Origin of the sequence: Roseobacter sp. TSBP12 (assembly GCF_009129705.1) — a bacterium.
GTDB lineage: Bacteria > Pseudomonadota > Alphaproteobacteria > Rhodobacterales > Rhodobacteraceae > Celeribacter > Celeribacter baekdonensis_A.
Genome location: NZ_PYIB01000062.1, coordinates 33,051 through 58,315, shown reverse-complemented (window position 1 = coordinate 58,315; position 25,265 = coordinate 33,051). Strand labels below are relative to the sequence as shown.

Sequence of the window (25,265 nt, the reverse complement as noted above, 5' to 3'; positions counted from 1 at the left end):
CTGCTACTTGCCCTTTTCTTCTGTGTCAGCAGCCGAGAACGGCTCCAACGTAATTTTCGCTGCCCGCAGCATTACTTGGGCATAATCGTATTCCAACTGGCGCTGCATCCAGCCTTTTGCGGATGTACCAAAAACCTTCTCAAGCCGCACAGCCATTTCAGCGGAGATTCCGGATCGGCCATTTAGAAGATTGCTCAGTGTTCGACGATCTACGCCGAGTATTTGGGCTGCTTGCGTTACAGACAAACCATTCGCCGTGACGCAGGTTCTTCGCACTTCAACTCCCGGATGTATCATCCTGTGCAATCCCCTTCTGCTTAGACGAGAGTAACCTGTCTATGGACACTAGTCAATTCGGCGGCTTGTCTTCGTGCGTTGAGCAATCTTCCCAATTCAGCATGGGAAGCACAAATCGCCGGGAAACAGTCCTCGACTATCTGAGCCTGAACAACTCCGCCACAGGCACCCCGAGCGCCTCAGCGATCCGAAGGATCGTCTTGAGGCCGGGATTCCGTTCCCCGCGCTCGATCCCGCCGATATAGGTTCGGTCAAGCTCCACGGTCAGGGCAAAGCCCTCCTGTGAATAGCCTTGTGCCTTGCGCAGCTCGCGCAGGCGCTTCCCGAAATCCTCGACTGTAAACGTGCGCTCCATACCGCTGTAGCGCAAAAAAGGTGTTTAATCGTCCACGGACTAATCGTATCACTTTGAGTGACAGAGGAGATTTCGATGAGTTTCGTACGATTTGCCCACCAGTTGTTCATGGCTTCGATGATTTCCAGTGCAGCAGCTGCCGCCCACGCCCAGGACAGCCTTGCGGAAACGCTCGTACCAGAGCCACGCCCATATCCCTACGCTATCCTCGACATTCAGCCGGGGGCGGAGGCGATGGATGCGAGCAGCATGTTCGGGGAGCGGATGATGCTGATCCTCGTGCCCGAGCAGGTTGCGCTGCGAGTCGAGAATGGCGAGGGGCGCGCATTTGCGCTGACTTTCGATCAGAAGCTGGTGACGCAGGGCGTGGGGTTGCACACCCGCATGGGCCGCGATCCCTATGCCGAGATCAAGGCCACGCTGGCGACTGAGGCCATGGGCGGGCGGGTGCTGCGGATTCAGCGGACGTTCCGGGAGCCGAACGAGAACCTGCCCGAACCCGCCGCTATCCTTGCGCAGCTCGAAGGGCTTTACGGCCCGCCCTCGCAACGCACAAGCGAAGGTGCAACCTGGGCTTGGGGCCAGGATGGCTTCATCCCCGATCTCGACGGCCAGCCGCTGCATGAGATCACCACCGTCAGCCAGTTTGGGTCGCGCAAGACGATCCAATATCGCCCCTGCTCAACCGGTTTCAGCGCTGATGTTGAGTACCGTTTCCGCCAGCACCGTGAAACACCCATCATGCCCGGTTGCACGGCGATTTTCACGGTTGGCTTCAGCGGCGGCGCTCAGCTCTCGACCGTCAGTTTTTCGCTGACCGATTTCGATCTGATCCGCCAGCATGTGGCCGAGGTGGATCGTCAGATCCTCGAAGCCTTGACCTCCGACGCGCCTGTCCCGCCAGCCGATATGGACCTGTGATGCCATGACAGACGCCACAGCAGAAACCCAAACCTGTCCGTTCTGCTACACCGAGCTGGACGCCCGCGCGACCGTCTGCGGGCACTGCGGGGCTGTCAAAGACCTCACCCCGGCATGGATGAGCCGCCTGAAGTTCTATGGCCTGAGTATCGGCCTTGCGCTGGTCGGACTGTTCCTCGCCTTCGTGGACGGCAAGGGGATCAATTGGTGGGCGGTGCCTTTCGCCGTGATCGGAGCCGCCTTTCTGGTGATGGGGCGGAAAGTCGACCTTTCCAACCAGCTTTGGCACCGTAAGGAATGAGGAGGCCTCTATGGCTTGGTATGATACACCGGCGTGCAGAGAACGGCGTCAAGAACTGGTCGCATTGGCAAAGCGCGACCGATCCGAGGCTGAAGAGGCCCGCTTTCAGGAATTGATCGACCTCGTGAAGAAATGCGATGCATACAACAAGGCCGCCGAGGATTTCATAAACGGCGCGCCATGAGCGGCAGGCCGCCGCGCAAGGTTGAGTGATGGCACATTGGTACACGGCGGACCCGCATTTCGGGCATGAAGCGATTTTGGCTCATGCCGAGCGGCCCTTCCGCAGCATCGCACATATGGACGCGACCATGATCGAGCGGATGTGGAGCCGTGTCGGCCCTGAAGACGATCTCTGGATCGTCGGGGATTTCGCCTTTGGCCCGAAGGCAAAGGATGAAGGCTGGCTGCTCGGCCTCTTCGGGCAGCTTCCCGGCGCGCGCAAACACCTGATCACCGGCAATCACGACCTTGCCCCGACACTGGCCCTACCCTGGAACAGCATCACGCCCATTGCCGAGGTGCCGGACCCCGAAGCTGAACGCCCGGTCACGCTCTGCCATTATCCGATGATCACCTGGAACCACGCCCGTAAAGGCGCGCTGCATTTCTTCGGCCATGTTCACGGTAACTGGCGCGGCTCGTCCAATGCGGTGAATGTCGGCGTCGAAGTCTGGGACTATGCCCCCGTCAACGCCCGCGAAGCCGCCGCCCGCGCCCGCAGCCTGCCGCCAAACAGGCACTGGCAGGATGCAGAGCCACGGGCGAAAGCGAGGTAATCCAAATGTCCCGTTCTCACCGCAAAACCCCGATCATCGGCGTGACAAAAGCCCCGAGCGACAAGGCGTTCAAGACCACCGAACACCGCCGTGCACGCCGCGCCCTGAAGCAGATCGACCTGACGGTAGCTGACGTGCCTCACGAAAAGCAGTTCGGCGACCCTTGGCGTGCCGACAAGGACGGTAAGCACCCTTTCGACCCGAAAGAGTGTCCCGAGTTGATGCGCAAATGACCCTCAACCCTGAGCACCGCCCGACGCATCGCGGCAACAACAATCCATTCCGCATGAAATGCACGCTCTGCGGCACCATTGCGGAAAGCTGGCACTACGCAGCCAAAGCGCCGAAAGGGGCGACCAAGGGCATGGCGTCTTGCGCGTGTGGCAACATCACGGTCGACAGCCTGGGCTACAAGAACCTCGGGCGGGTTTTCGAGAAGCAACCAGGCACGGCAGAAGGCGTGGAGTGATCCGCTAATCTCCGCATCAGATGCGGAGAATAGGCCCGGCAATCTCCGCACCCCGCCGGAAACCCCACAATCGCTCGATCCTTGGCGTCTCGCTCATGTGGATTTTCCGGCTCCCGTTGTCACCCTGGCCCCGCGTGACATCGCCCTCCACAAGGCAGGGGAAGGCGGGGTGGCCATGAGCCTTGTGGTACCTGTTTATGGTGAAGTACATTGTGAACCGCTTTCTCTGGGAGTTGGCACTTTTTATCGCCCCTCTCGGGATTGGGTATCTCTGGTTCAAAACTCGATAGATCGCCAAAGGATCGGGATCACCGGCGCGGGCTAGTCGACCGACCACGCTTCGCTTGGCCCTACGCCCGGCCCGTTTCAGCGGTTCGAAATGATCGACAATGCTGCGGTGCCGTATCCTTCAAGGCGACATCCATCCTTATGTCTTTGCTGGTGTGTGCAAAGATCGTTCGCGCGACGCGAGATCGCTGTAAAGGTGGCACAATGCTACGCAGGAACTCCGACGCACTCATCTCGTGATCGCGCTCTTCCGTGCGTTTTTCGACAGATCCGTCCGATATCACATAAATCGGGTGACATTTCGCCCAATCCGGCTATGATTCAGGCGAAGCACCGTACCGGCGCGAAAACTGGGATAGCCATGGCACGAAGTGACCTCATCATCGATCTTGTGAAAGCTGGCGTTGCAGGTGACGCAGATTCAGTGCGCGTTACGGCCGAGGCAATCGCGGCTGATGAGCGCTTGAAGAAACACACCGGCGTTGCCGACCGCATTGCCAAGGCGCTGACAGTCATTCCTAAACCCGGTGCAAACGGGCGCATGCCACAGCCAGCCACCCGCCTGCGGGATGGAGGCGGCATTCAACGACGTGAACCAGACAGGCCGATTACAGAGCTGTTCTTGGAGAAGAAGGTCCGGTCGGCCTGTGGTGAGTTGATTGAAGAGCAACTTAGAGCTGATGTACTTCGCGCTCATGGTCTTGAGCCAAGGCATCGGGTCTTGCTTGTTGGTCCACCGGGCAACGGGAAAACCTCGCTTGCCGAAAGCCTTGCCTACGAACTGGCACTTCCGCTTTTTGTCGTGCGCTATGATGCGATCATTACAAGCTACCTTGGAGACACGGCAACTCGTCTGAGACGTATGTTCGATTTTGTGAAAACTGAGCCGTGTGTTCTGTTTTTCGATGAATTTGACGCCTTGGGCAAGGAACGCGGTGACCTCCATGAAACCGGAGAAATCAAGCGCGTTGTGACGACGCTACTGATGCAACTGGATGATTTACCATCTTACTGTGTGCTTGTTGGTGCGACCAATCACCCTGAATTGCTCGATCGCGCAGCCTGGCGTCGATTTGAGATCAAGCTGGAGCTTGCTAAGCCGAGTGACGATCAGATGACCGACTATTTTGCACTCCGCATGAAGGAGTTCGATGACAATTTCGGATATACGGCAAAGCGCCTAAGGGCTGCGATAAGCCCCAAAAACATTTCTGAAGCAGACGACTTCTTTATGGATATTCACCGTCGCCGCGCACTTGCACAAGGCAGCGTCACATTCCGTACATTGGTCAAGGACCGTATTGGGGCCTGGGCCCCTCAGCATGGAAGTGTGACTGGAGATGACAGATCGACCGATCCTGCGGCTGCCTAACCCGAGCATTTCTAATCGGCTAAAGGCTAGGCAGGATAAACGCAGACGACCAAAAGGCGTGGGTCGCCAAGGGCAAGGTGCACGACTGGGTGGGCAATTCACGCGACTCGAAGAGGCGTTTCGAGGCGAGAACCCGGACTTCTTGCTGCGCCAGGACCCAGCTGGCATCGCGCCGGAGCGGGCCTTGGTCTTTGAAGCCATTCTTCCAATCCAAAACTTTCAAAAGGCCGCTGCAAAGATTGGCTTTGAGCTGCTCATAGAAGACAGGATTGATGACGACTACGAAATCCCTGAAGAGCTGGTTGACGAAAACATTGAGAATGCACAGCCTACGCTCTACGCAACCATGCCCTCGGATGCGGATTTGCGCAAACTCCTGCAGATGTGGAAAGCCTACCAACGCGGCGAAAAAGCCAAACGTGGCCTCGCGCCTTGGTGGAATCTTTTTGGCATGCTGGCCGACATTCGAGTATGGGGACCGCAGGATCGCCTTACGCCGGAAGCGCGCTCTGAGTTGAGCTATCGACTGTCTGAGGACGACAACGCTTCTATTCACCTTGAGCTGGAGATATGGCCGACTGCAAACGCAGGCCAAAGAGCAAGATGGCTGGCTGATACCAGAGCTCGCGTGGAATCCTTCGGTGGGAGAATCGTCGACGCCAGATCGATCAGCGAGGCTGGCTTTATCTACGAGGCCGTCTTGGTTGAAATGCCCAGCCTAGCCGTGCGCGAGATGCTGGCAAACCCCTTCGCTCCAAATGGGCTCGCATCGATTGAAGGCCTGCAATTTGTTCTTCCGCAGACTATCGGCCAGTCGCAGCCAGATTTAACTGACGATGAGCCTAAACTTTCATTTGGGGATCTACGCCCCTTTGATGTGGAAGCGCCCATCAAAGCTGTTCTGCTGGACGGAACACCCATTGCTGGTCATCCAGCGCTCGACGGCGGCGTGGTTATAGAAGACGTGCATGACATCGTGAGACTTTCGCAAGTTGCGCATCGACGACATGCAACCTCGATGGCGTCACTGATGCTACGCGGCGATCTTCATGCAGACGGTGCCCCTATCCCGAACGGGCGTGTTCTGGCCATACCGGTTCTGGTCGATCAAGAGCGCGGCGCGGTCTCTCCCAACGACCGGCTGTTTGTCGACGTTGTTCATGTTGCCTTGCAAGGGCATTTCTTGGGGAAAACGCGCTTGCGCCAGATGCATATCTGGTCAATTTCTCGATTGGTATCAAGGGTGCGCACTTTGCGGGCCGGATCAGTTCTCTTGCCAGACTGCTGGATTGGTGGGCTGATCAGCAGGGCATTCTTTTTCATGTCTCTGCAGGCAATGTTGCCGAGGATCTGGCCGTCACGAACATAACCACAACTGCGTTTGAGGACGCGACGCCTGAAGAGCGCTGCGGCCACATCGAAACGGCGCAACGCAATGCGAGACACCAGCGGACGTTGATGGCACCGGCTGAGGCAATGAACGTCATCACAGTGGGTGCTGCCTCACTTGACGAGACCACCCCGACATCACCAATCCAAGCTGGGGTAATTCCGGTTCACGCGGATGGTGAAGTCACCCCCGCCCTTTCTTCTGCTGTTGGCCTTGGTGCGTTCCGATCCATCAAGCCCGATTTTCTTGCGTTGTCAGGGGAGCATGAAGTCAGGGCGATGCCTGGAGCGAATCATGTTCGATTGAGCGTGTTGGGGCAAACACAAAGAACCGGTTTGAATGTCGCAACCGTTCAACGTGGCAATCCGTCGGTTTATAGGACTCGCGGGACAAGTTGCGCAAACGCAATGGCATCACGCGCGTCTCTTTTTGCGGTATCCGCTCTAGGGTCAGGATTCATAACCAGTAGATGACGAGGGCGGCGAGTGCGATGGCCGAAAGGAAGACCTTCGGGCACCGGTCATATCGGGTGGCCACACGCCTCCAGTCCTTGAGCCTTCCGAACATGATCTCGATGCGATTGCGCCGTTTGTAGCGGCGCTTGTCGTATTTGACCGGCTTCTTGCGTTTCTTTCGGCCTGGGATACAGGCGCGTATCCCCTTGTCCTGCAACGCTTCTCTGAACCAGTCAGCGTCATAGCCACGATCCCCGAGCAGCCATTTGACGTTTGGTAGGCCGCTGAGCAATGCGCGTGCGCCGATGTAATCGCTGACCTGTCCGGCGGTGACGAACAGGTCGATCGGTCGTCCCTGACTGTCGCAGATGGCGTGCAGCTTGGTGTTCATGCCGCCTTTGGTTCGACCGATCAGACGACCACGCCCCCCTTTTTGGCGGCCATGCTGGTCGCCGTTCGGTGGGCTTTCAGGTATGTTGCGTCGATCATCACGGTCGTCTTCTCGCCGTGTTCCGCCGCCAGCCCGGCCATCATCCGCGCGAAGATGCCTTTCTCGCTCCACCGCTTCCACCGGCTGTAGAGCGTCTTATGCGGACCATACTCCTTCGGCGCATCCCGCCAACGCAAGCCATTGCGATTGATGAAGATAATCCCGCTCAAAACCCGCCTATCATCGACCCGAGGCTTACCATGAGGCTTGGGGAAGAAAGGGGCCAGCCGTGCCATCTGCGCATCGGTCAGCCAGAAGAGATCGCTCATGTCACCGCTCCGTTTTCGAAGCCGTGAATCATGCTGTTCGCGCGAAATCAATGCATCCTGACCCTAAGTGAAACCGATGGTCCATATGACGGGATCGATCTGACCACGCGAGATCAGGCTCTCATCGCGAAAGCCTTAAGTGTCAACGCCTCAAGATGGCCAGAGGCGGCGATCACGAGGTATCAAAGAGAGATGGTCCGCCTCAACGGAAACCATAGCCAAGCACGAGAGGAAGTCTGTAGATACTATGGGCATGGCATGCTCAACGATGCCTTGATGCGGGAAGCACCTGACTACGGTGCAACGCTTGTCGGAACAGGAACACTACGAAAAGACCAAGCTGCCATCTTCGATGTACCTATGCCGCCATCGCTTGCGGGAGAACGTGTCGGGCGGTCGATGCTGGTAACGATTGCATGGTTTTCGCCGGTTCTTGCGACGCGTGCCCGCTATCGCCTGGCTCTTCTTGAAGCAGTTGCACATAGCCACGATCTATTTGGTGGACTGGTCGACGATGACGGATGGGCGCTGGATTTGAAAGTTGGCCAACTGAACAAGAACATCATCAAGCGCGGCACTGTGTGGTCTCACAGGATGATCCATAACGGAGCAACAGTACCCAACTTTGGTGGCGACAAGGTACTACCGATCAGGGTTCAATGTCGCGATGGATCAGGCGGCGGACTTAGCCCGGATGACGACATTCGGTTTGCTTTGGCCGTCACACTTGAGGTTGAGAGTGAAGCAGATCTGGATGTCCATGCGGAGGTCCAAGAGAGACTGCGCGTCGGCATCCGAAATCCCGGCGGTTAGCAATTGCCAACTCGTAATGCCATTAATACAGCCGGTAGAATGCGATCTTCACGCTGGAGATCGTCTGGATTGATCACATCACTGTGGGAAAAGGAGTAGAGTTCCTCTATCCAAGGGCGGACTCAGTTGCGCACAACCCGAAACATCCGCCCGTTGTAGCGGGCCATGTCCGACAGGCCTGGGGCGCTCCAGCGGGTGATGGTTTCGCCTTGCGGCACCACGATCACCACACGATCACGATAGGGCACCAGATCGAAGCCGATTTGCCGTCGCAGTTCTGCAAAACGTTCAAGATCTGCGCGGGCGGAATCTCGGTCGGCACCGAGCTGCGCCAAATCGGCACCCATCGCCTCGAACTCGGCGGAAAGCGCGGCCTCACGGCTTGCCAGCTGATCTGAGAGAGCCTGCAAAGCGGCTTCGCCTTCGGCGCGCGCCTCTGCAATCTCCTGGGCGTTCTCGGTGCGGATGCGAAAAGCCTCGGTTCGCGCTGCATCGACCATGCGGCTGGCGACTGCTCCGGTCAGCGCCAGTACCAAAGCCGCGACGAGGGCGACCAGAACGACACCAAAAGTCACCCGGCGGCGAAGGCCCGCGATCCGGTGGCTATCGGTTTCGACGGCCTCAGACAGGGTTTGCCGGGCGGCGTCCACCTCCGCGAGCTTGTTCTGGGCCTCGGCCAACCCCTCCTTCAACTGCGTAAAATCATCCGCAGCCGTGGTGCGGGCTTCTGTTTTTTGTCGCCGTATCCTCGCAAGACGTTCATCGAGTTCATTCATGGTTGATTGCCCGGCTCTTGGGGTAACGCTGCCTTCACAGGCTCCGCAATCTGTTCGGACACCACTTCTTGTTCCGGCGACGACAGCCCCTCGGTGAATTGCGTCCAGGCGTCGTGCAGAACTTTCATCGTGTCTTTGATCAACTCTATCAGGTCGAGCTTCTTCGCCCGCTCGCGAAGATCATCATCCCGAATGATCCAAATTCTTGGGTCGGCTGGGTCTGGACGCACCGAACCATCAAGCACCCCAAGAAACAGCTCCAAAACAACGCGCGCGGCCTCTTGCGCAGCTTCGCGCAGCGTTTCGACCTGATCCTGGTTGATCTGTGCCTGTGCATCACGCAGGCGGCGGGCTTCCCGTTCGGCCTCCTGCCGCGCGCGATGGAGATCGGCGCGATCCGCTTCGCGCTGTTGCCGATGCAGGGCCTCCAGCTCCTCCCGCTTTTGGTCAAGCTCTTGCTGGATACGAGCATCGGCATTCTGGGCATCCAGTGCGGCCTGCTCGCGCAGACGCTGCATCTCAGCACGATCCGCTTCCGCCTCTTCCAACGCCTGATCCGCCAAATCAAGCTTTTCCGCGATCTCCTCCGCCTTGGCGGCCAGCGATCGCTCTAGGCCATCTTCCGCGTCAACGACATCTTCCAGCCGCCCGTCGATTTCCTGGCAAATCCGGGCTGTCAGCTTTGCTGCGTCCTTCCGCGCCTTCCATTGCTGGCGGCTGAGACGTTCGCGTTTCGGGCCAGTTCGGGTCAAGCCAGAGGCCAGACTGACATGCTCATAGTAGTGGTCCTGCAATTCCCGCGCCCTCGCGCGGTAGGCAGCATTGCCCAATTTCAGCGCGGCCTTGTCATCATGACCGGCGGCACGGGCAACCTCCATCGCCTCCTCTTTGGCCTGCCATGCCGGGTTGAGCTGGCGCGCCGAACAGGTCGGATCCTCAAGCGGCAGAATATAGGCGTGAATGTGGGGGTGCTTTTCGTCCGAATGTTCGATCACGGACACCAGCTTGTCGCCAAACTGCGCCTTGAGCCAGGCAAGGTTGTGGTCGCGCCAGAGTTCGTAATCGGCGCGGGCGTCGGGTTTCCTGTTCACAAGATCGGTCGGTAAGGGGTGCGATGCAACAGCCGTCATCAGCGTGTGCCGGTCTTTACGGATACCGCGCCGCGCCGTTCGACCGTCCTTCAGGGTAACTTCGACGCCACCGGCGGCGACCATTTCGTCGTGCAGCTTGCGGACCTCGTCAACGCTCACGCCATAGACGAGAGAGGGTGGGCGTGGATCGGACACATGCTTGCTGTACTCCGGAGCACGGGAGGCCTCGGCGAGCACCTGTTCAACAGACTGCCCACCCTCATTGGCTTTGCGTGAATAGGACTGAAGGTGCATGAATTGGGGACCGGACATCACAGCCCCCTAGTTTGATAAGAAACACAATATGGACCGACTATTATGTTGCAAGCAACATGTCGGCCAGGGCGCTGCCCCCCTGAACCCCGCCAAGCGGCTGCGCCGCCGGTCCCACCGGGACCGAAGCCGCCAGCGGCGGCTGCAACCCCAGCCCGCGCCAGCCGTGTGGTGGGCGCGCGGTCTGATGTTGCGAAGGGGGCTTCGTGTGTAAGGGGAACCTGTGGAAGCGGTGCATTAAGCGTCATTTCTCAGCCCTCCCACAGTGCCGATCAGCTCCCCGAGCAGGCTGTTGATGACAGCGCCCTGACGCGCTTCTGATCGTGCCATGCCGATGAACGCGGCGGCGGCATCCCGAACCCGATAACCATCCAGACGTTCTGAGTTGCGATCCGCGATCATGAGGCAGAGTGCCGTCCGTTCCTCTCCCAACACTCTGCAATGTCGTTCCCAGACGCTGGAGTTTACCCCAAGCTGATCGGCCCGCTCCTTCGCTGCCGTCTGGATCGTTCGCGGACTGAGTGCGCCACGGTTGTCTAGCGCGCTCCAATAAAACTCGATGATCTCTCGCAGCGGCTCGCTCGCCAGCAGCGTTACCTGGGCGGGCGTTGTGCGGATCGGCTGAGCGTCATGCCGTTTCTCAACCCTACAGGTTTTATTGATATTTTCTTTACTTGTATTGGGTGCGGGTGAAATGTCGCACTGGTGGGACTTTTCACCCCTACCGTCTTCCGCAGAAAAATCTTCCCAGACCGCTTCCAGCGCTTCGGCCACCTGCTTCAGGCGTTCGAAGTTTTGAATGGTTGAAGGACGGCGGTTCGGCAGGATTCCTTCGGCGGCCTCCACCGCATCTTTGAGGCACAGCCTGCGAATGTCGCCGAACAGCTTTTTGATCCGGCGGCACAGTCGATTTGCCTCCTCCTCTTCAAACGCAGCTTTTCGAGCCGCAACCTGAATCTCTGTGGCGCGGGCGATCAGCGGAGCGAGGTTGATCCCGAATTCACTGCTGATCTTGCCGTTCCTTCGGGAACCATCGCGCCGACTGTGGTCCGAGGCGGTTTTTGCCAATAGCCCCCGCCGGATCAGATCAGCCTCGATGCGCGCCACCTGTCGCCTGTCCACTCCCGCCTGAGCCGAAATCTTCGTGACCGAGGTCCAGAAGCTGCAAATCCGGCCAGCAAAGTAATCTTCATCCATTGTGTTGGAGATCGCGACTTCGAGATAGGAGACGGCCCCGTTGCTGAGACCCAGCTGACGCCGTGCCTTTTTGATCAACCCGAAGAACTGCCAGCGCGTCATACCACTCGGCAGACCGCCATGTGTGAGGTGCTGCGTCATGGCCGCACCTCTTTTCTGGACGCCATCTCTCTGGTGATGCTATAAGAGTCGGGAAAGTCGGATGCTTTCACATGAACTTTGACCCCGGTTTCGGTTGCCGCCGAACCGGGGTTTTCATTTGGCGCGCACCAGATGGCGAATGCTAGATGAGCCGCAAGCTGTACCGGTTTTGTACAGGCGAAGGCGGGATTCCGTGCGAAACGGACCGAAAAATCATGCAAACTGCTGCATGAAGCTTCAAGGTAAATCTGGCAATCATTTGATTTTAAATAATAATTTGGTGACCCCGGCAGGATTCGAACCTGCAACCTGCCCCTTAGGAGGGGGCTGCTCTATCCAGTTGAGCCACGGGACCACACGACTAGGTGTGTAGCGGGTGAGGGGTCTGTGGCACAAGAGCGAAGCTCGGGTTTTGTCGAGGATGATCGGCTGGAGTTATGGCCTGTAGTGGTGCGAATGTCTTGCTGGGAACATGAAAAAAGGGGGAAGCGAATTTGGCCCACCACTCCCCCCTTTGAAATCCGAAACAGCACTGACAGTTAGAGAGCATGCAGGGCAATTCGGATGTGTTTTGCCAAATTTTCGTGACACTTCAGCAGAAGTATCACTGTGTTGGGCAAATCTGTTAGCGTTAACATATACATGTTGCAACGCGTGGACAAGGGCGATTTATATTGTAGAGTGGTGGAAATTTAAAATTTTACAGGAGGCTAAGATTATGTCGCAGGGTTCAGGGAAAACACCTTCCAAGAGACCGCTGACGTTGCGCGACGTGTCAGAAGCTTCCGGGGTTTCCGAGATGACCGTCAGCCGGGTTTTGCGCAACCGCGGCGATGTGTCGGAAGCCACACGCAGCAAAGTATTGGAGGCTGCACGCGCGCTTGGCTATGTGCCCAATAAAATCGCCGGCGCTTTGGCGTCTTCCCGCGTGAACCTCGTGGCTGTGATCATCCCGTCGATGTCAAACATGGTGTTTCCCGAGGTGATGACCGGCATTTCACAGATCTTGGATGACACCGAATTGCAGCCGGTTGTGGGCGTGACGAATTACAAACCCGAACGCGAAGAGACGGTGCTGTATCAGATGCTGTCTTGGCGGCCTTCGGGCGTGATCATCGCAGGGCTTGAACACACCGAAGCGGCGAAAGCAATGATGGGGGCCGCTGGCATCCCGATTGTCGAGATCATGGACACGGATGGCGAACCGATTGATTCCGCCGTGGGCATTTCGCACCGCCGCGCGGGCCGCAAAATGGCGCAGGCGATCATTGATGCCGGGTACAAACGGATCGGCTTTCTGGGGACCAAAATGCCGCTCGATCACCGGGCGCGCAAACGGTTTGAAGGGTTCACCGAAATCTTGGCGAAAGCCGGGTTGGAAATTGCCGATAGCGAGTTTTATTCTGGCGGCTCGGCCTTGGCCAAAGGCCGCGAAATGACCGAGGCGATGTTGCAGCGCAACCAAGAAGAGCCTTTGGATTTCCTCTATTATTCCAATGACATGATTGGCGCAGGCGGGCTTTTGTATTGCCTCGACAACGGCATTGATGTGCCGGGCGAGATTGGGCTGGCGGGCTTTAATGGCATTGAGTTCCTCGATGGTTTGCCGCGCAAACTGGCGACGATGGATGCGTGCCGTGTTGAGGTCGGGCGTGCGGCGGCGGAAATTATCGCCAAACGTGTCGAAAATCCCGATGCACCGGGCGGCGAAATCATCACGCTTGAGCCCTCTCTTGAGTTTGGCGACACGTTGAAACGCAAGAAAAAGCCGCTTTAAACCCGTAAGCGCCACATCATCCAGACTGGAAATGAGGCTCCGAAAGCCGTATGGAGCATCAGACCCGCCGCTTTTTGCGGACTAAACCGACGTCACAGATTGAGAACCAACACTATGCCCCATTATAAATCCCGCCGCTCCACACATGGCCGGAACATGGCCGGCGCCCGCGGCCTCTGGCGCGCAACTGGCATGACCGATAGCGATTTCGGCAAGCCGATCATCGCCGTGGTGAACTCGTTTACCCAGTTCGTACCGGGTCACGTTCACCTCAAAGACCTTGGTCAAATGGTGGCGCGCGAGATTGAAAATGCGGGCGGCGTGGCGAAAGAATTCAACACCATTGCGGTCGACGACGGCATCGCCATGGGCCATGACGGGATGCTTTATTCCCTGCCTTCGCGTGAACTGATCGCGGATTCGGTCGAATATATGGTCAACGCCCATTGTGCCGATGCGATGGTCTGTATCTCCAACTGCGATAAAATCACCCCCGGTATGATGATGGCCGCAATGCGCCTTAACATCCCGGTGATTTTCGTTTCCGGTGGCCCGATGGAAGCGGGCAAAGTGCAAGATGGTGACATCGTGCAAAAGCTCGACCTCGTGGATGCGATGGTGTCGGCGGCCGATGACAAATACACCGACGAACAGGTTGATGCGATTGAACGCGCCGCCTGTCCGACCTGCGGGTCGTGTTCTGGCATGTTCACCGCCAACTCGATGAACTGTCTGGCCGAGGCTCTGGGTTTGGCACTGCCGGGCAACGGGTCGACTTTGGCGACACATGCGGATCGCAAACACCTCTTTTTGGAAGCCGGTCGCAAGATCGTTGAGATCACCAAAAAGCATTACGAGGACGAGGTTCCGGGCCTGCTACCGCGTGACATCGCGACCTTTGAAGCCTTTGAAAACGCCATGTCCCTCGACATCGCCATGGGCGGATCGACCAACACCGTTCTACACCTGTTGGCCATCGCCTATGAGGGCGGCGTGAACTTCACGATGGACGACATTGACCGCTTGTCCCGCAAGGTGCCGGTGCTGTGCAAAGTCGCGCCCTCCGTGCCGAACGTGCATATGGAAGACGTCCATCGCGCTGGCGGCATCTTCTCCATCCTCGGTCAGATGTACCGTGGCGGCTTGCTGCATGGCGATGCGCGCACCGTGCATTCCGACACGATGGCCGCGGCCATTGCCAAATGGGACATTTCTGTTGCCAACAATCCCGAAGCCGAAAGCCTGTTCAAGGCGGCGCCGGGTGGTGTGCGCACGACACAGGCGTTTTCTACTGAGAACCGCTACAAAGAACTCGACACCGACCGCGAAAACGGCGTGATCCGCTCCGTCGAACATGCGTTTTCCAAAGACGGTGGCTTGGCCGTTTTGTTCGGCAATATCGCCGAACGGGGCTGTATCGTGAAAACGGCAGGGGTCGATGACTCCATCCTCAAATTCACCGGCAAAGCCCGCGTGTTTGATTCCCAGGACGACTCGGTCAACGCCATTCTGACCCGCCAGGTTGAGGCTGGTGACATCGTTGTGATCCGCTACGAAGGCCCGCGCGGTGGTCCGGGGATGCAGGAAATGCTCTACCCGACGTCCTATTTGAAATCCAAAGGCCTGGGCAAAAAATGCGCTTTGTTGACCGATGGTCGTTTCTCGGGCGGCACCTCCGGCCTGTCCATTGGCCACGTCAGCCCGGAAGCCGAAGAGGGCGGCTTGATCGGTCTGGTCGAAACCGGTGATGTGATCGAGATCGACATCCCGAACCGCACGATTGAGTTGAAAGTCGACTCTGATGAGATCGAAAAGCGCCGCGTTGCCAAAGGCCCGCTGCCTTGGGGCCCTGCCGAGGTGCGCCCGCGTGCTGTCTCCACCGCGCTCAAAGCCTATGCCCTGTTTGCCTCTGCGGCTGACAAGGGTGGCGTTCGGATTTTGCCCGAGTAAGCCAAGCGGAACGATCAGATGTGAAAACGCCGTCCTTTGGGGCGGCGTCTTTACGCCGAGATGTGAGGTCCGCACAGGCCTTGAACACATCCGCTCCCCTTATTTTAGAGATTTTTCGCCGGAATGGCTGTATACATCCGGGCAAACTGTCGGTAATGGTGCCGACTTCTGTAGTCAAAGACGCAGGATAGCGGCATGTGCCGCGATGACCCCCTCACGGATAGACCTTATTACATGATTAAAACACTTTCCGATGCACTCGCGGAACGCGGCTATGACACGCTGACTGCGGTCCAGGAGGCTGTGAACGCCCCCGAACTTCAAGACGCCGACCTTTTGGTGTCTGCACAGACCGGTTCGGGCAAAACCGTTGGCTTTGGCCTAGCGATTGCGCACACTCTGATGGGCGACAGTGACCGCCTTGAACCCGCCTCATCCCCGCTTGCATTGGTTGTGGCTCCGACCCGCGAATTGGCCTTTCAGGTCATGCGCGAACTTGAATGGCTCTATGCCAAAGCCGGGGCGCGGATGGCGTCTTGTGTGGGCGGTATGGACATGCGCGATGAGCGTCGCAAATTGGAACGTGGCGCCCATATCGTCGTCGGCACGCCGGGCCGTTTGCGCGATCACATTCAGCGCGGTTCTTTGGACATGACCGGACTGCGCGCCATCGTTTTGGACGAAGCCGATGAAATGCTTGATCTTGGCTTCCGCGAAGACCTTGAGTTCATGTTGGGCGAAGCGCCCGCAGACCGCCGCACTCTGTTGTTCTCGGCCACCGTTCCGCCGATGATCGCCAAATTGGCGAAGCAATTTCAGCGCGATGCTGTGCGTGTCAGCACCCAATCGAACACGACCCAACACGCCGACATCAGCTACCAAGCCTTGCGTGTGGCGCAAAGCGACTCGGAAAACGCGATTTTTAACCTTCTGCGTTTTCACGATGCGCAAAACGCGATTGTGTTCGCCAACACCCGCGTTGCCGTCAATCATCTGACCGCACGTCTTGCCAACCGTGGCTTTTCGGTTGTGACCTTGTCTGGCGAATTGAGCCAGAATGAGCGCACCCATGCGTTGCAGGCGATGCGGGACGGGCGGGCGAAAGTCTGTGTTGCCACAGATGTTGCGGCCCGCGGCATTGACTTGCCGGGGCTTGATTTGGTGATTCATGCCGATTTGCCGACCAACGCCGAGGGGCTATTGCACCGTTCTGGCCGGACAGGTCGCGCCGGTCGCAAGGGCATTTCTGCGCTGATCATTCCGCCACGCTCGATCCGCAAAGCCGAACAGCTTTTGAAATTTGCGAAAATTCAGGCCGAGTGGACCACCCCGCCGTCCGCCGATGACATCAACCAGCGCGACGAAGAGCGGCTTTTGGCGGATCCGGTTTGGTCTGAGGAGATGACCGAGGAGCATAGCGCCTTTGCCGCCAAGCTCTTGGAGTTGCATTCGCCAGAGCAGATTGCAGCCGCTTATTTGCGCCTGTTCCGCGCGCGTCAATCCGCGCCTGAGGACCTGACACCGCCAGATGCGCGCCCTGATCCGCGCGAGCGCAAACCGTTTGGTCCGAGTGTCTGGTTTTCCGTTTCGGTTGGCCGCGATGATCGCGCCGAGCCGCGCTGGCTTTTGCCGCTGTTGTGTCGCTCTGGCAACCTGACGAAAGACGACATTGGCGCGATCCGCATTCAGCAATCTGAAAGCTTTGTCGAGATCAAAGAGAGCAGCCTCGCAGGATTTTTATCAACTCTTGGTGGCAGTGGTGAACTTGAAGAAGGCGTCGTTGCCCGTCAACTCGCGGGTCCGCCGACATTTTCCGCCACCGCGCCGCGCAGCAACTCCGGCCCGCGTTCGGATGCGAAGCCGCCTCGTCGGGATGTGGACACTGCTCCGCGTCGTGACTACGACACCCCCCCCCGCAAGGATTTTGACGCTCCACGCAAAGAGGGCGCCTATGGTTCCGATGCGCCTCGGGAGTTCAAAAAGCCGCGTCATAAGAATGCGGGCATTCCGAAGACACGCCGCGAATTGGACGAAGCGCATCAGGCGGCCAAACCCCGCACGGAGCGCGCTCCGAAACCGACCGGAAAACCGAGCGCAGCCCCCAAGCGGGCTAAGGGCGCGGGGGATACATCTGGAAAAACCTATGGTGGCAAACCCGCAGCCAAATATGCCGCTAAGACTGGCAAGCCGGGAGGTAAACCCAAAACGGCTGGCGCGAAACCGGGCAAGGGGAAAGCTGTGCAGGGTGGCGGGTTTGCCACGCCGAAACGGCAGAAAAGTTAACTAGGCAAATTTTGGAGCTCTCATAGCGGGGATGAGAACATCACAGAGGCCATGCTTGGCGGGCGAAACGGCATTATGGAGCAAATTCATCAAATAAGGGTGGTATGTGGTGCCCCTAGTATCCCAGACGCCTGCCTCGTCCATTCTCTGTTGTTTGATTTCATCGTCAACGGGTGAGAGCCTACCGTGTTGGTGTGCTTGCGTTTCGGTTTGTAGAACAGATCGATCGCGACCGATAGATACGGCCAGCCCTCGTGGGTCTTGACTTAGATAATATCGGTCAGCTTGCGATAGCCATAGACTGTACCACTGTCGGTTCAGGCCTGCCGGATCAACTCTGTCTGCCGCGCATCGTTCAGCGCACGCTGGCCTAACGGTTCTCTAAGCCATGCGTAAATGCCGCTGACGTGAATTCAGCACGCGGCATATCGTTTGCAGAGAGTGAGCCGCTGCCGTTACCTCCCGGCCTCGCGTCACCCACTTTGATGTCTGAGAACCTTTACGACATTGCAGGTGACGGACTGCGCATGATGCTTGACACCTGCCGACAACATAACCGGCCCCTCAGAGACCGCGACATCGTCGAGGCCGCCTGACGGTTATTGCCGATGCTCGATATCCATTCGTCAGTCTGGTTTGAGGGACAGGGCACCCTTGGCGATCACGGATCGGCGCTCTGCTTTCTTCTGGTCGATGCTGGGCGAGATCATCCCACATATCCTGTCCGCAACCCGGGCGGCTTGATGCGAGAAATGATCCGGCATGGCAAGGTTGGGACGCTCGACATTAATGCACGCGTTGCAACTCTTCGGAGGCGGCGCGAAGGGTTGAAGAGAATTGCAGATTTGCCTCTGTATCCGCCAGAGCTTCACTCATGCCGTAGTGCTTCTATCGGGTCCATGCGTGCGGCACGGCGCGCCGGGAAATAGCCGAACACGATCCCGATCAAGGCGGCGAACGCAAAGGACGCAAGAACAATTCCTAAGCTTGGCGAAAACGGCACTGACAACCAGGTCGTGCCTGCGGCTGCAAGAAGCAGGCCGCCGACGATTCCAATCACGCCACCCATGAGTGACAACAGGATGGCCTCGACAAGAAACTGCATCAGCACATCATGGGAGCGCGCTCCTATGGCGAGACGTATGCCGATCTCTCGGGTGCGTTCGGTCACGGAAACCAGCATGATGTTCATTATCCCTATTCCGCCGACAAGAAGGCTGACGGCCGCGACAGCCGAAAGTAACCCGGTCAGGATATCCGTAATCCCAGTCAACATCGTTGCGAATTGTTTCATGTCGAGCACTTCGAAATCGTCATCCTCGCCGGTTCGGATACGGCGCAACTCGCGCATTACGTCGGTGATTTCAACCATCGCACCCTCGACCGAAGCACCGTCGCGGATCGACACATACAAGCTTTGTACATCTGTGTTTCCCGCGATCCGGCGCTGAAATGTGGCAAGCGGCATGATCACGAAATCATCCTGGTCGCTTCCGAATGTGGACGCGCCCTTGGATTGCAAAAGTCCGATGATCCGGCAGGACAGTGCGCCGATCCGTATTTTTGCGCCGACAGGGTCACCGCTGCCGAAAAGCTTTTCGTGTACGGTTTTGCCGATCACGCAGACCGCGCGCCCCGAGGCGATCTCTCCGGGTTCGAAGAGCCGCCCTGCTGCCAGATCCCAACGCGCGGCCTGGAAGTAGCGGTTGTCCGTTCCGACAATGTCCGTCAATCGGTTTTCCGTACCGAAGATGACCCGCTCTCGGGTCTGGCTGATCGGCGCAGAGAGCACGACATCCGGAATTCGCTGTTGCAGAATGTCATTGATCCGAAGCGTGAACATCGACGCGGTCGTGCTGTTAGGACCGCTGCGCAACGCGTCCTGACCGGGAACGACGATCACAATATTCGTGCCCAGTTTCTGAACATCGGCGGCGACCTGCTGCGTCGACCCCTGGCCGACCGTTACCATGGCAATCACGCTTCCGACGCCGATGACGATGCCGAGCACTGTCAGGAAGGAGCGCAGCGCGTTTCTGAAGATCGCCTGTATGGCAAGCCGGATGGTTTCCCCAAGCATCTCAAGCCGCCCGCACTTTGCGTTCGTCACGGTCGATGCGGCCATCCACCATCCAGATCAAGCGGTCCGCGTAGTTGGCCATGTCTTGTTCGTGCGTGACCATGACGATTGTCAAGCCAGAGTCGCGATTGAGCCCGCGCAACATGTCCATGATCTCGACCGAGCTTTTTGTGTCGAGGTTCCCCGTCGGCTCGTCTGCCAAAATGACTTTCGGGTTCCCCACAAGGGCCCTTGCGATGGCAACACGTTGCTGTTGCCCGCCTGACAGCTCATTCGGCTGGTGATGCGCCCGCGCTTCCAGCCCGACTTTTCGTAGGGCGTCCAGAGCTGCCTTCCGACGGACGGCGCGCGCCTGACCCATATAGATCAGCGGCAATTCAACGTTGTGCAGGGCCGACGCCCGCGGGAGGAGGTTGTACCCCTGAAAGATGAAACCCAGATAGTGACGCCGGAGCAGGGCACGCTGATCCCGGGAGAGACCCGCAACTTCGTATCCCATAAAGCGGTAACGCCCCGACGTTGGGGAATCGAGGCACCCTATCACGTTCATGGCCGTCGACTTGCCTGACCCGCTTGGCCCCATGATCGCGATGAACTCTCCAGCATCGACCCGCAGGTCTACCCCGTCGAGTGCACGGACGGCGATATCGCCCTTGCCGTAAATCCGCGAAATCTTCTTGAGTTCTATGACTGGGATGTCATCCATTCGTATCACCCGTGATAACAAGGTCGCCCTCGATCAGGACCCCTTCAAGGATTTCGGTTATCTCTCCGTCCGTATCCCCCGGCCGGACCGCAACCTGCACCGGTTGGTTGTCCCGAAGCATCCAGACAGCCCTGCCGGAGCTTGCCGCCGGCGTTTCGGGCGTTCTGGGGATCAGCATGCCAAGCAGGCCGCTGCCACCGTCATCTCTCGGGGCATTTGCGGTCTGTCTGGGAGCATAGCGCAGCGCACCGTTCGGCACGACAAGCGCATTCGCAACTTCTGCCACTATGATTTCTGCAGTCGCCGTCATGCCGGGCCGTAGCAGCATGTCCGAATTGGCGACGTCGAGCACGGCCTTGTAGGTGACAACGCTGCTGACGACTTCCGCCGCAAAGCGGATTTGCGAGATCGTGGCCGGAAACGTCTTGTCCTCATAGGCATCCACGGTGAACGTCGCCGCATTCCCCACGGCAACACGACCTATATCTGCCTCGTCGATGTCGACCTGCAGTTCCATCTCTCGCAGATCTTCGGCGATGGAAAACAGAACGGGAGCCGTAAGCGAAGCGGCAACGATCTGACCTGGATCGATGGCACGTTGCAGAACGACGCCCTGGATCGGCGAACAGATGCATGCATTTTCGAGATCCGCGCGGTGAAGATCCAGCGTCGCCAGTGCAAGTGCCTGATCGGCCTCAGCCGATTGCAACTCTGCCTCTGCCTGACGCAACATGGCATTCTGGGCGGAGAACGCCTGATGCGAGGTCACTCCGCGATTTTCCAGTGTCCTTGCGATATCGTAGTCGCCTCGCGCCTTGTCCAATGCCGCCTGAGCGACGACAACCCTGGCGCTGGCAGCATCCGATGCCGCCTGGGCAATCGCCAGTTGTGCCTTCAGCTTGCGCGTGTCCAATGCCGCAAGCACGGTGCCGACCTCGACGGTGTCGTTGAAATCGACGTAAACTGATTCAATCGTACCGGAAAGCTCACTGGAGACGTCCACGAGGTTGGTCGGTTCGACGGTTCCCGTTGCCGTGACGGTCACTTTAAAGTCGGCACGCACGACGGGTGTCGTGACGTAGCTGTCGCCCCGCCCCGTTCCAATGCCCTGAAATACCATCCAGCCCAGAACTGCAAAAGCTATCCCGGCAACGACGAGGGCTACCCGAAGCAAAGGGCGCCACGTCCCTGTTGTCTGCGCGAGTGTCCGGGCAATCTGATCCGGTGTGTCTGTCATGGTGCCCCGTGTGCCCCGTCTTCTGCTGATGAAAGCAACATACCAAACATGAAGACGATCGGTCATTGACGGCGGCCAATGACCATGTGCCGCGCAATGATTCCAACAGGCACATACCCGCCAACCGGCGATCTTGATGTCCGTGACGGCGCGGTCCCGGTATGATTTCATCGCTGTTCACATAGATCATCGCACCGACCGCGAAAGCAGGGCATTCAGAACGAAGCGCCGGCGCGACCGCCAGTCCCTCAGGAATGTTGTGCAAGGTGATCGCAATTTCAAACAACCAGATCTTCCGAAGCGTGTCCCATGCTGGGCCCTCAAGGCGCTTGATGAAGTGCTGTGAGGGACCCGCTCGTCCAGAAGCCAGATGGCCATGGCACCAAGAATGATCCTGCCAACAGTCATCAGGGCCGGCAGCAAGACTGCCAAGGGTGCCGAGCAAAATGACATTCCTCTCCTCACGCGGTATTCCTCGTTGCTGAAATACGGTTGCGCGTTGAAACAGTTCCTCAAAGTGCCAGAACTACGAAGCGTTGGATTAACCTGCCGGGGTAATCCACCAAGGATTTCGGCGGCTGCAAGCGCTTGTGGTTTTGAGTTGGCCGTTGCTGAAAGACGGTTGAGAGTTGGCCGCATCCGCTGTGATGGAGATGTATATTGCAGCCTCTTGGGGTCTTCTTCTGCCGGACCAGCAATGACCCCAAAGCACGCACCGTTTCCATTGCGCCAGCAGGGCGCAATCAGTCAGAATCTTACCCAAACTAGGGTTTGCCTCCGATTTGGTTGCGCCGGATGTAAAGCTATCGTGCCACTGCCTGATCAGCAAACCATTGACGGAAGACAACGGTAATCGCCAATGCTGCCTGTCCCAGAAAGAGCGGGATCAGGCTTGCGCTCGCCGCCAATACCAAGCCGTCCTTGCCGGGCGCGACCAGGTTCAGCACTGCCGATAGTCCCGGCACCCAAAGCGCGGCGCCGATCAGGACCAGACAGAGCGCCAGCGCACCCCAGACGAATGGGTTCCGTGTCACGTCGTTGGCAATCAACTGTGTGTCGGAGGCACGGGTGTTAAAGACGTTCCAGAGTTGCCCGAGTGCCAGTGTAAGGAAAGCTACAGTCACCGCCTGGTCTACCGAAAGATTCATCTGAAACAGCGCCAGCACGAAAGCCGCCAGCGTCGCGACGGTTTGCGCCGCGCCCAGACCTGATATCCGCAGCCACTCGGTTCGGCCAATGATGGGTTCGGACGGGTGCCTCGGCGGGCGGTGCATCTCGCGCCCATCGCCTTGCCCCAACCCCAATGCGAAGGCGGGGAAAACATCCGTGATAAGGTTAAGATAGAGAATCTGCAGCGGCAGGAGCGGCGCGGGCAGGTCGGCGCCCACCGCCAGCGTCACGACCAGCACCTCGCAAAGGTTGCACGACATCAAGTAGACGATGAACTTGCGAATATTCCCGAAAATAACCCTGCCTTGGCGAACTGCCTCGACAATCGTGGCAAAATCGTCGTCTTTCAACACCATGTCTGCGGCCTCGCGGGCCACCTGCGTGCCGCGCAGCCCCATTGCCACCCCGATGTCCGCCTGTTTCAGCGCCGGGGCGTCGTTGACGCCATCGCCTGTCATCGCGACGATCTGCCCGTCCTGCTGATGGAAAGAGACGAGCGTCAGTTTCGTTTCGGGCGCGACGCGGGCGAAAACGTCTGCCGCGCGCAATCTCCCTTGTGTCTCCTCCCCCGTGTGGTCCAGATCGAGGCCCGCCAGTTCGCGCCCCTCGATCACTGTCGTACCGTCATTTCCAATCCCGGCATCGGATGCGATCCGCGCTGCTGTGGCGGCATGGTCGCCGGTGATCATGACGACCCGGACCCCGGCCGCGCGGCACGCGGCGATGGCTGGCGGAATATCGTCGCGAAGCGGATCAGCCAAACAGACCAGCCCGATCAGTGTCAGCCCCTCATAAGGCTCTGCTCCTGCGGTGCCCTCGCTCTTCATCGCCAGTCCAAGCGTGCGCAATCCTTCGCCTGCCACCCGTGCGTTGCGGCGAATCCAATCCAACTTCGCCGCGTCGGAAAGTGCATGCGGCCCGTCGCGGTCGAGGACTTGACTACAGGCGTTGATAACCGCCTCGGGGGCACCCTTGACCGCATAGAAGGCCCCATCGAAGTCGGCATGGACGGTCGCCATCATGCGCTGCTCCGGATCAAAAGCGTGCTGTTCGAGCCGCCTTTCCGGAAGCGCCACACCAACACGGTCAGCGGCTTCAAGCAGCGCGAGTTCCATTGGATCACCCGTCCCCTTCTGGTTCCCCTGCCCCAACTCCGCAGTTGTGCAGGCCGCGCCGGCTCGCAACGCGAGTTCCACAGACGGATCGCTTGAATCGGGTTCAAATTCGCCATGCTCCAGCACAAAACGGACGACGGACATTCGATTTTCCGTGAGTGTGCCGGTCTTGTCCGTCAGAATTAAGGTCGTCGCCCCCAGCGTTTCGACAGCCGACAGGCGGCGAATGAGTGCATTGCGACGGGCCATTCGCCACATGCCGCGCGCCAGTGACATGGTCGCAACCACCGGCAATCCTTCCGGGATCGCCGCCACGGCCAAGGCGACCGCGGTCTGTATCATGATGGCCAATTCCTGTCCGCGCAGGATACCCGTCAGGGCAGTGCCCGAAGCAAGGATCAAGGTCAACCAGATCAGGGTACGACCCAGCCGTTCCAGCCGAACCTCCAACGGCGAGGAGTCTGCTTTCGCCGCTTCGGCCAGTTGGCTGATTCGCCCCAGTTCGGTGGCCATGCCCGTTGCGGTGACGATAGCCTCACCGGCCCCTCTCGTTATCGCGGTGCCCTTGAAAACCATAGATGTTCGTTCGGCCAGGATCGCATCCTCGGCAACAGGTTCCGGGGATTTGGCCACCGGAGCCGCCTCGCCGGTCAGAATGGATTCGTCGGCCTGAAGGGAAGACGCCTCGTTCAGACGCAGGTCCGCTGTCACCACGTCGCCGCCTTCGAGAACCACAACATCGCCGGGGACCATCTCGCGTGCGTCGATCATCTGGACGCGACCGCCCCGGCGAACACGGGTACGGACCTCGGCGATGCGGAACAATGCTTCCATCGAACGGGCAGCCCGCAGCTCGGTGACAAAACCGATCGCGCCGTTGAGCAAGAGCACAATGACTATGGCACCGCCCTCTGCAATGTCACCAATGATCAGCGAGATAACTGCGGCCGCTGCAAGCAACCAGACGATCACGCTCCGAAACTGGTGAAAAAGGATCACCATCGCACTTCTTGGCTTCTGGCGGTGCAGGCGATTCGGACCGTGAGACCTGAGCCGTTGCATAGCCTCGCCATGAGACAGCCCTGTTTCTGGCGACACAGCCAGCAATTGAGCAACCTTGCGTGACGAGAGCGCATGCGGCGGATCGGAGAGCGTCGGGTTCACCGGCTGTCCCATCTGGTCCAACCCCGGAGTCTTGATCGTTCGCAGCCCAAATCTCTGGTCCTTTCTC

The 25,265-nt window shown here is 58.5% G+C and carries 23 protein-coding genes and 1 tRNA gene; 13 read left to right on the top strand and 11 right to left on the bottom strand.

The annotated features are described in order from the left end of the window. Positions 1 to 3: 3 nt before the first annotated feature. Together C8029_RS18655 and C8029_RS18650 are read right to left on the bottom strand one after the other, a co-directional pair. Complete coding sequence (locus C8029_RS18655; RefSeq protein ID WP_152003487.1) at positions 4 to 297, bottom strand: HigA family addiction module antitoxin; 294 nt, start codon at positions 295 to 297, stop codon at positions 4 to 6. Between the two features lie 136 nt (positions 298 to 433). Then, complete coding sequence (locus C8029_RS18650) at positions 434 to 667, bottom strand: helix-turn-helix domain-containing protein (RefSeq protein ID WP_226946394.1); 234 nt, start codon at positions 665 to 667, stop codon at positions 434 to 436. 60 nt (positions 668 to 727) lie between these two features. Between C8029_RS18650 and C8029_RS18645 the strand changes: the two genes are divergently transcribed. The 9 genes from C8029_RS18645 (at position 728) to C8029_RS23045 (ending at position 6,645) form a co-directional block, all read left to right on the top strand. After that, on the top strand, positions 728 to 1,573 hold the full coding sequence (locus C8029_RS18645) for a hypothetical protein (protein ID WP_152003486.1): 846 nt from the start codon (positions 728 to 730) through the stop codon (positions 1,571 to 1,573). Between the two features lie 4 nt (positions 1,574 to 1,577). Further along, a complete protein-coding gene (locus C8029_RS18640) occupies positions 1,578 to 1,874 on the top strand; it encodes a hypothetical protein (protein WP_152003485.1) in 297 nt (98 codons plus the stop codon). Positions 1,875 to 1,884: 10 nt separating this feature from the next. Continuing rightward, a complete protein-coding gene (locus C8029_RS22125) occupies positions 1,885 to 2,058 on the top strand; it encodes a hypothetical protein (protein ID WP_193217690.1) in 174 nt (57 codons plus the stop codon). 28 nt (positions 2,059 to 2,086) lie between these two features. Then, the gene (locus C8029_RS18635; RefSeq protein WP_152003484.1) at positions 2,087 to 2,653 is read left to right on the top strand and encodes a metallophosphoesterase; all 567 of its coding nucleotides are present in this window, start codon (positions 2,087 to 2,089) and stop codon (positions 2,651 to 2,653) included. A gap of 5 nt (positions 2,654 to 2,658) precedes the next feature. Then, positions 2,659 to 2,886, top strand: a complete 228-nt coding sequence (locus C8029_RS18630; RefSeq protein ID WP_152003483.1) for a hypothetical protein — start codon at positions 2,659 to 2,661, stop codon at positions 2,884 to 2,886. Further along, positions 2,883 to 3,122 (top strand): hypothetical protein, encoded by a 240-nt coding sequence (locus C8029_RS18625; protein WP_152003482.1) that lies wholly within the window; start codon positions 2,883 to 2,885, stop codon positions 3,120 to 3,122. Before C8029_RS18630 ends, C8029_RS18625 begins: the two co-directional genes overlap by 4 nt. A gap of 649 nt (positions 3,123 to 3,771) precedes the next feature. Then, the gene (locus C8029_RS18620; protein WP_152003481.1) at positions 3,772 to 4,782 is read left to right on the top strand and encodes an AAA family ATPase; all 1,011 of its coding nucleotides are present in this window, start codon (positions 3,772 to 3,774) and stop codon (positions 4,780 to 4,782) included. 142 nt (positions 4,783 to 4,924) lie between these two features. After that, complete coding sequence (locus C8029_RS22555; RefSeq protein ID WP_226946393.1) at positions 4,925 to 6,151, top strand: S8/S53 family peptidase; 1,227 nt, start codon at positions 4,925 to 4,927, stop codon at positions 6,149 to 6,151. After that, positions 6,046 to 6,645, top strand: coding sequence for a S8 family serine peptidase (locus C8029_RS23045; protein WP_226946399.1), 600 nt, complete (start codon positions 6,046 to 6,048; stop codon positions 6,643 to 6,645). Before C8029_RS22555 ends, C8029_RS23045 begins: the two co-directional genes overlap by 106 nt. On the opposite strand, the gene C8029_RS18610 is transcribed toward C8029_RS23045, so the two are convergent. Next, a protein-coding gene (locus C8029_RS18610) for an IS5 family transposase (RefSeq protein ID WP_152003480.1) occupies positions 6,629 to 7,386 on the bottom strand; the annotation gives its coding sequence in 2 pieces (ribosomal slippage) (positions 6,629 to 7,062 and positions 7,062 to 7,386; 759 coding nt in all). The two genes, C8029_RS23045 and C8029_RS18610, sit on opposite strands and share 17 nt — an antisense overlap. Before the next feature lie 30 nt (positions 7,387 to 7,416). On the opposite strand from C8029_RS18610, the gene C8029_RS18605 reads away from it, so the two are divergent. Beyond that, complete coding sequence (locus C8029_RS18605) at positions 7,417 to 8,199, top strand: hypothetical protein (RefSeq protein ID WP_152003479.1); 783 nt, start codon at positions 7,417 to 7,419, stop codon at positions 8,197 to 8,199. 122 nt (positions 8,200 to 8,321) lie between these two features. Here the strand turns inward: C8029_RS18605 and C8029_RS18600 are convergent, their stop codons facing one another. From C8029_RS18600 to C8029_RS18585, 4 genes are all read right to left on the bottom strand, one after another. After that, the gene (locus C8029_RS18600) at positions 8,322 to 8,975 is read right to left on the bottom strand and encodes a hypothetical protein (RefSeq protein ID WP_152003478.1); all 654 of its coding nucleotides are present in this window, start codon (positions 8,973 to 8,975) and stop codon (positions 8,322 to 8,324) included. After that, on the bottom strand, positions 8,972 to 10,378 hold the full coding sequence (locus C8029_RS18595; protein WP_152003477.1) for a hypothetical protein: 1,407 nt from the start codon (positions 10,376 to 10,378) through the stop codon (positions 8,972 to 8,974). The genes C8029_RS18600 and C8029_RS18595 overlap by 4 nt, the downstream gene beginning before the upstream one ends. A 237-nt stretch (positions 10,379 to 10,615) precedes the next feature. Next, positions 10,616 to 11,716 (bottom strand): helix-turn-helix domain-containing protein, encoded by a 1,101-nt coding sequence (locus tag C8029_RS18590; protein WP_152003476.1) that lies wholly within the window; start codon positions 11,714 to 11,716, stop codon positions 10,616 to 10,618. A gap of 278 nt (positions 11,717 to 11,994) precedes the next feature. Then, positions 11,995 to 12,071, bottom strand: a tRNA-Arg gene (locus C8029_RS18585). A gap of 363 nt (positions 12,072 to 12,434) precedes the next feature. Here C8029_RS18585 and C8029_RS18580 point away from each other — a divergent pair. The 3 genes from C8029_RS18580 to C8029_RS18570 all read left to right on the top strand — a co-directional run bounded on the left by C8029_RS18580 (position 12,435) and on the right by C8029_RS18570 (position 17,726). Beyond that, positions 12,435 to 13,493 (top strand): LacI family DNA-binding transcriptional regulator, encoded by a 1,059-nt coding sequence (locus C8029_RS18580; protein ID WP_009570491.1) that lies wholly within the window; start codon positions 12,435 to 12,437, stop codon positions 13,491 to 13,493. A gap of 114 nt (positions 13,494 to 13,607) precedes the next feature. Next, positions 13,608 to 15,443 (top strand): dihydroxy-acid dehydratase, encoded by a 1,836-nt coding sequence (ilvD, locus tag C8029_RS18575; RefSeq protein WP_152003475.1) that lies wholly within the window; start codon positions 13,608 to 13,610, stop codon positions 15,441 to 15,443. 234 nt (positions 15,444 to 15,677) lie between these two features. Then, positions 15,678 to 17,726: a DEAD/DEAH box helicase gene (locus C8029_RS18570; protein WP_193217689.1), complete on the top strand. Its 2,049-nt coding sequence runs from the start codon at positions 15,678 to 15,680 to the stop codon at positions 17,724 to 17,726. Positions 17,727 to 18,594: 868 nt separating this feature from the next. Here the strand turns inward: C8029_RS18570 and C8029_RS18560 are convergent. The 4 genes from C8029_RS18560 to C8029_RS18545 all read right to left on the bottom strand — a co-directional run bounded on the left by C8029_RS18560 (position 18,595) and on the right by C8029_RS18545 (position 25,210). Then, complete coding sequence (locus C8029_RS18560) at positions 18,595 to 19,851, bottom strand: ABC transporter permease (protein WP_226946392.1); 1,257 nt, start codon at positions 19,849 to 19,851, stop codon at positions 18,595 to 18,597. Beyond that, positions 19,808 to 20,512, bottom strand: coding sequence for an ABC transporter ATP-binding protein (locus tag C8029_RS18555; RefSeq protein WP_009570487.1), 705 nt, complete (start codon positions 20,510 to 20,512; stop codon positions 19,808 to 19,810). Before C8029_RS18555 ends, C8029_RS18560 begins: the two co-directional genes overlap by 44 nt. Next, complete coding sequence (locus C8029_RS18550) at positions 20,505 to 21,749, bottom strand: efflux RND transporter periplasmic adaptor subunit (protein WP_009570486.1); 1,245 nt, start codon at positions 21,747 to 21,749, stop codon at positions 20,505 to 20,507. Before C8029_RS18550 ends, C8029_RS18555 begins: the two co-directional genes overlap by 8 nt. Positions 21,750 to 22,552: 803 nt before the next feature. Next, entirely contained in the window at positions 22,553 to 25,210 is a 2,658-nt protein-coding gene (locus C8029_RS18545; RefSeq protein WP_152003473.1) for a cation-translocating P-type ATPase, read from the bottom strand. Positions 25,211 to 25,265 lie beyond the last annotated feature (55 nt).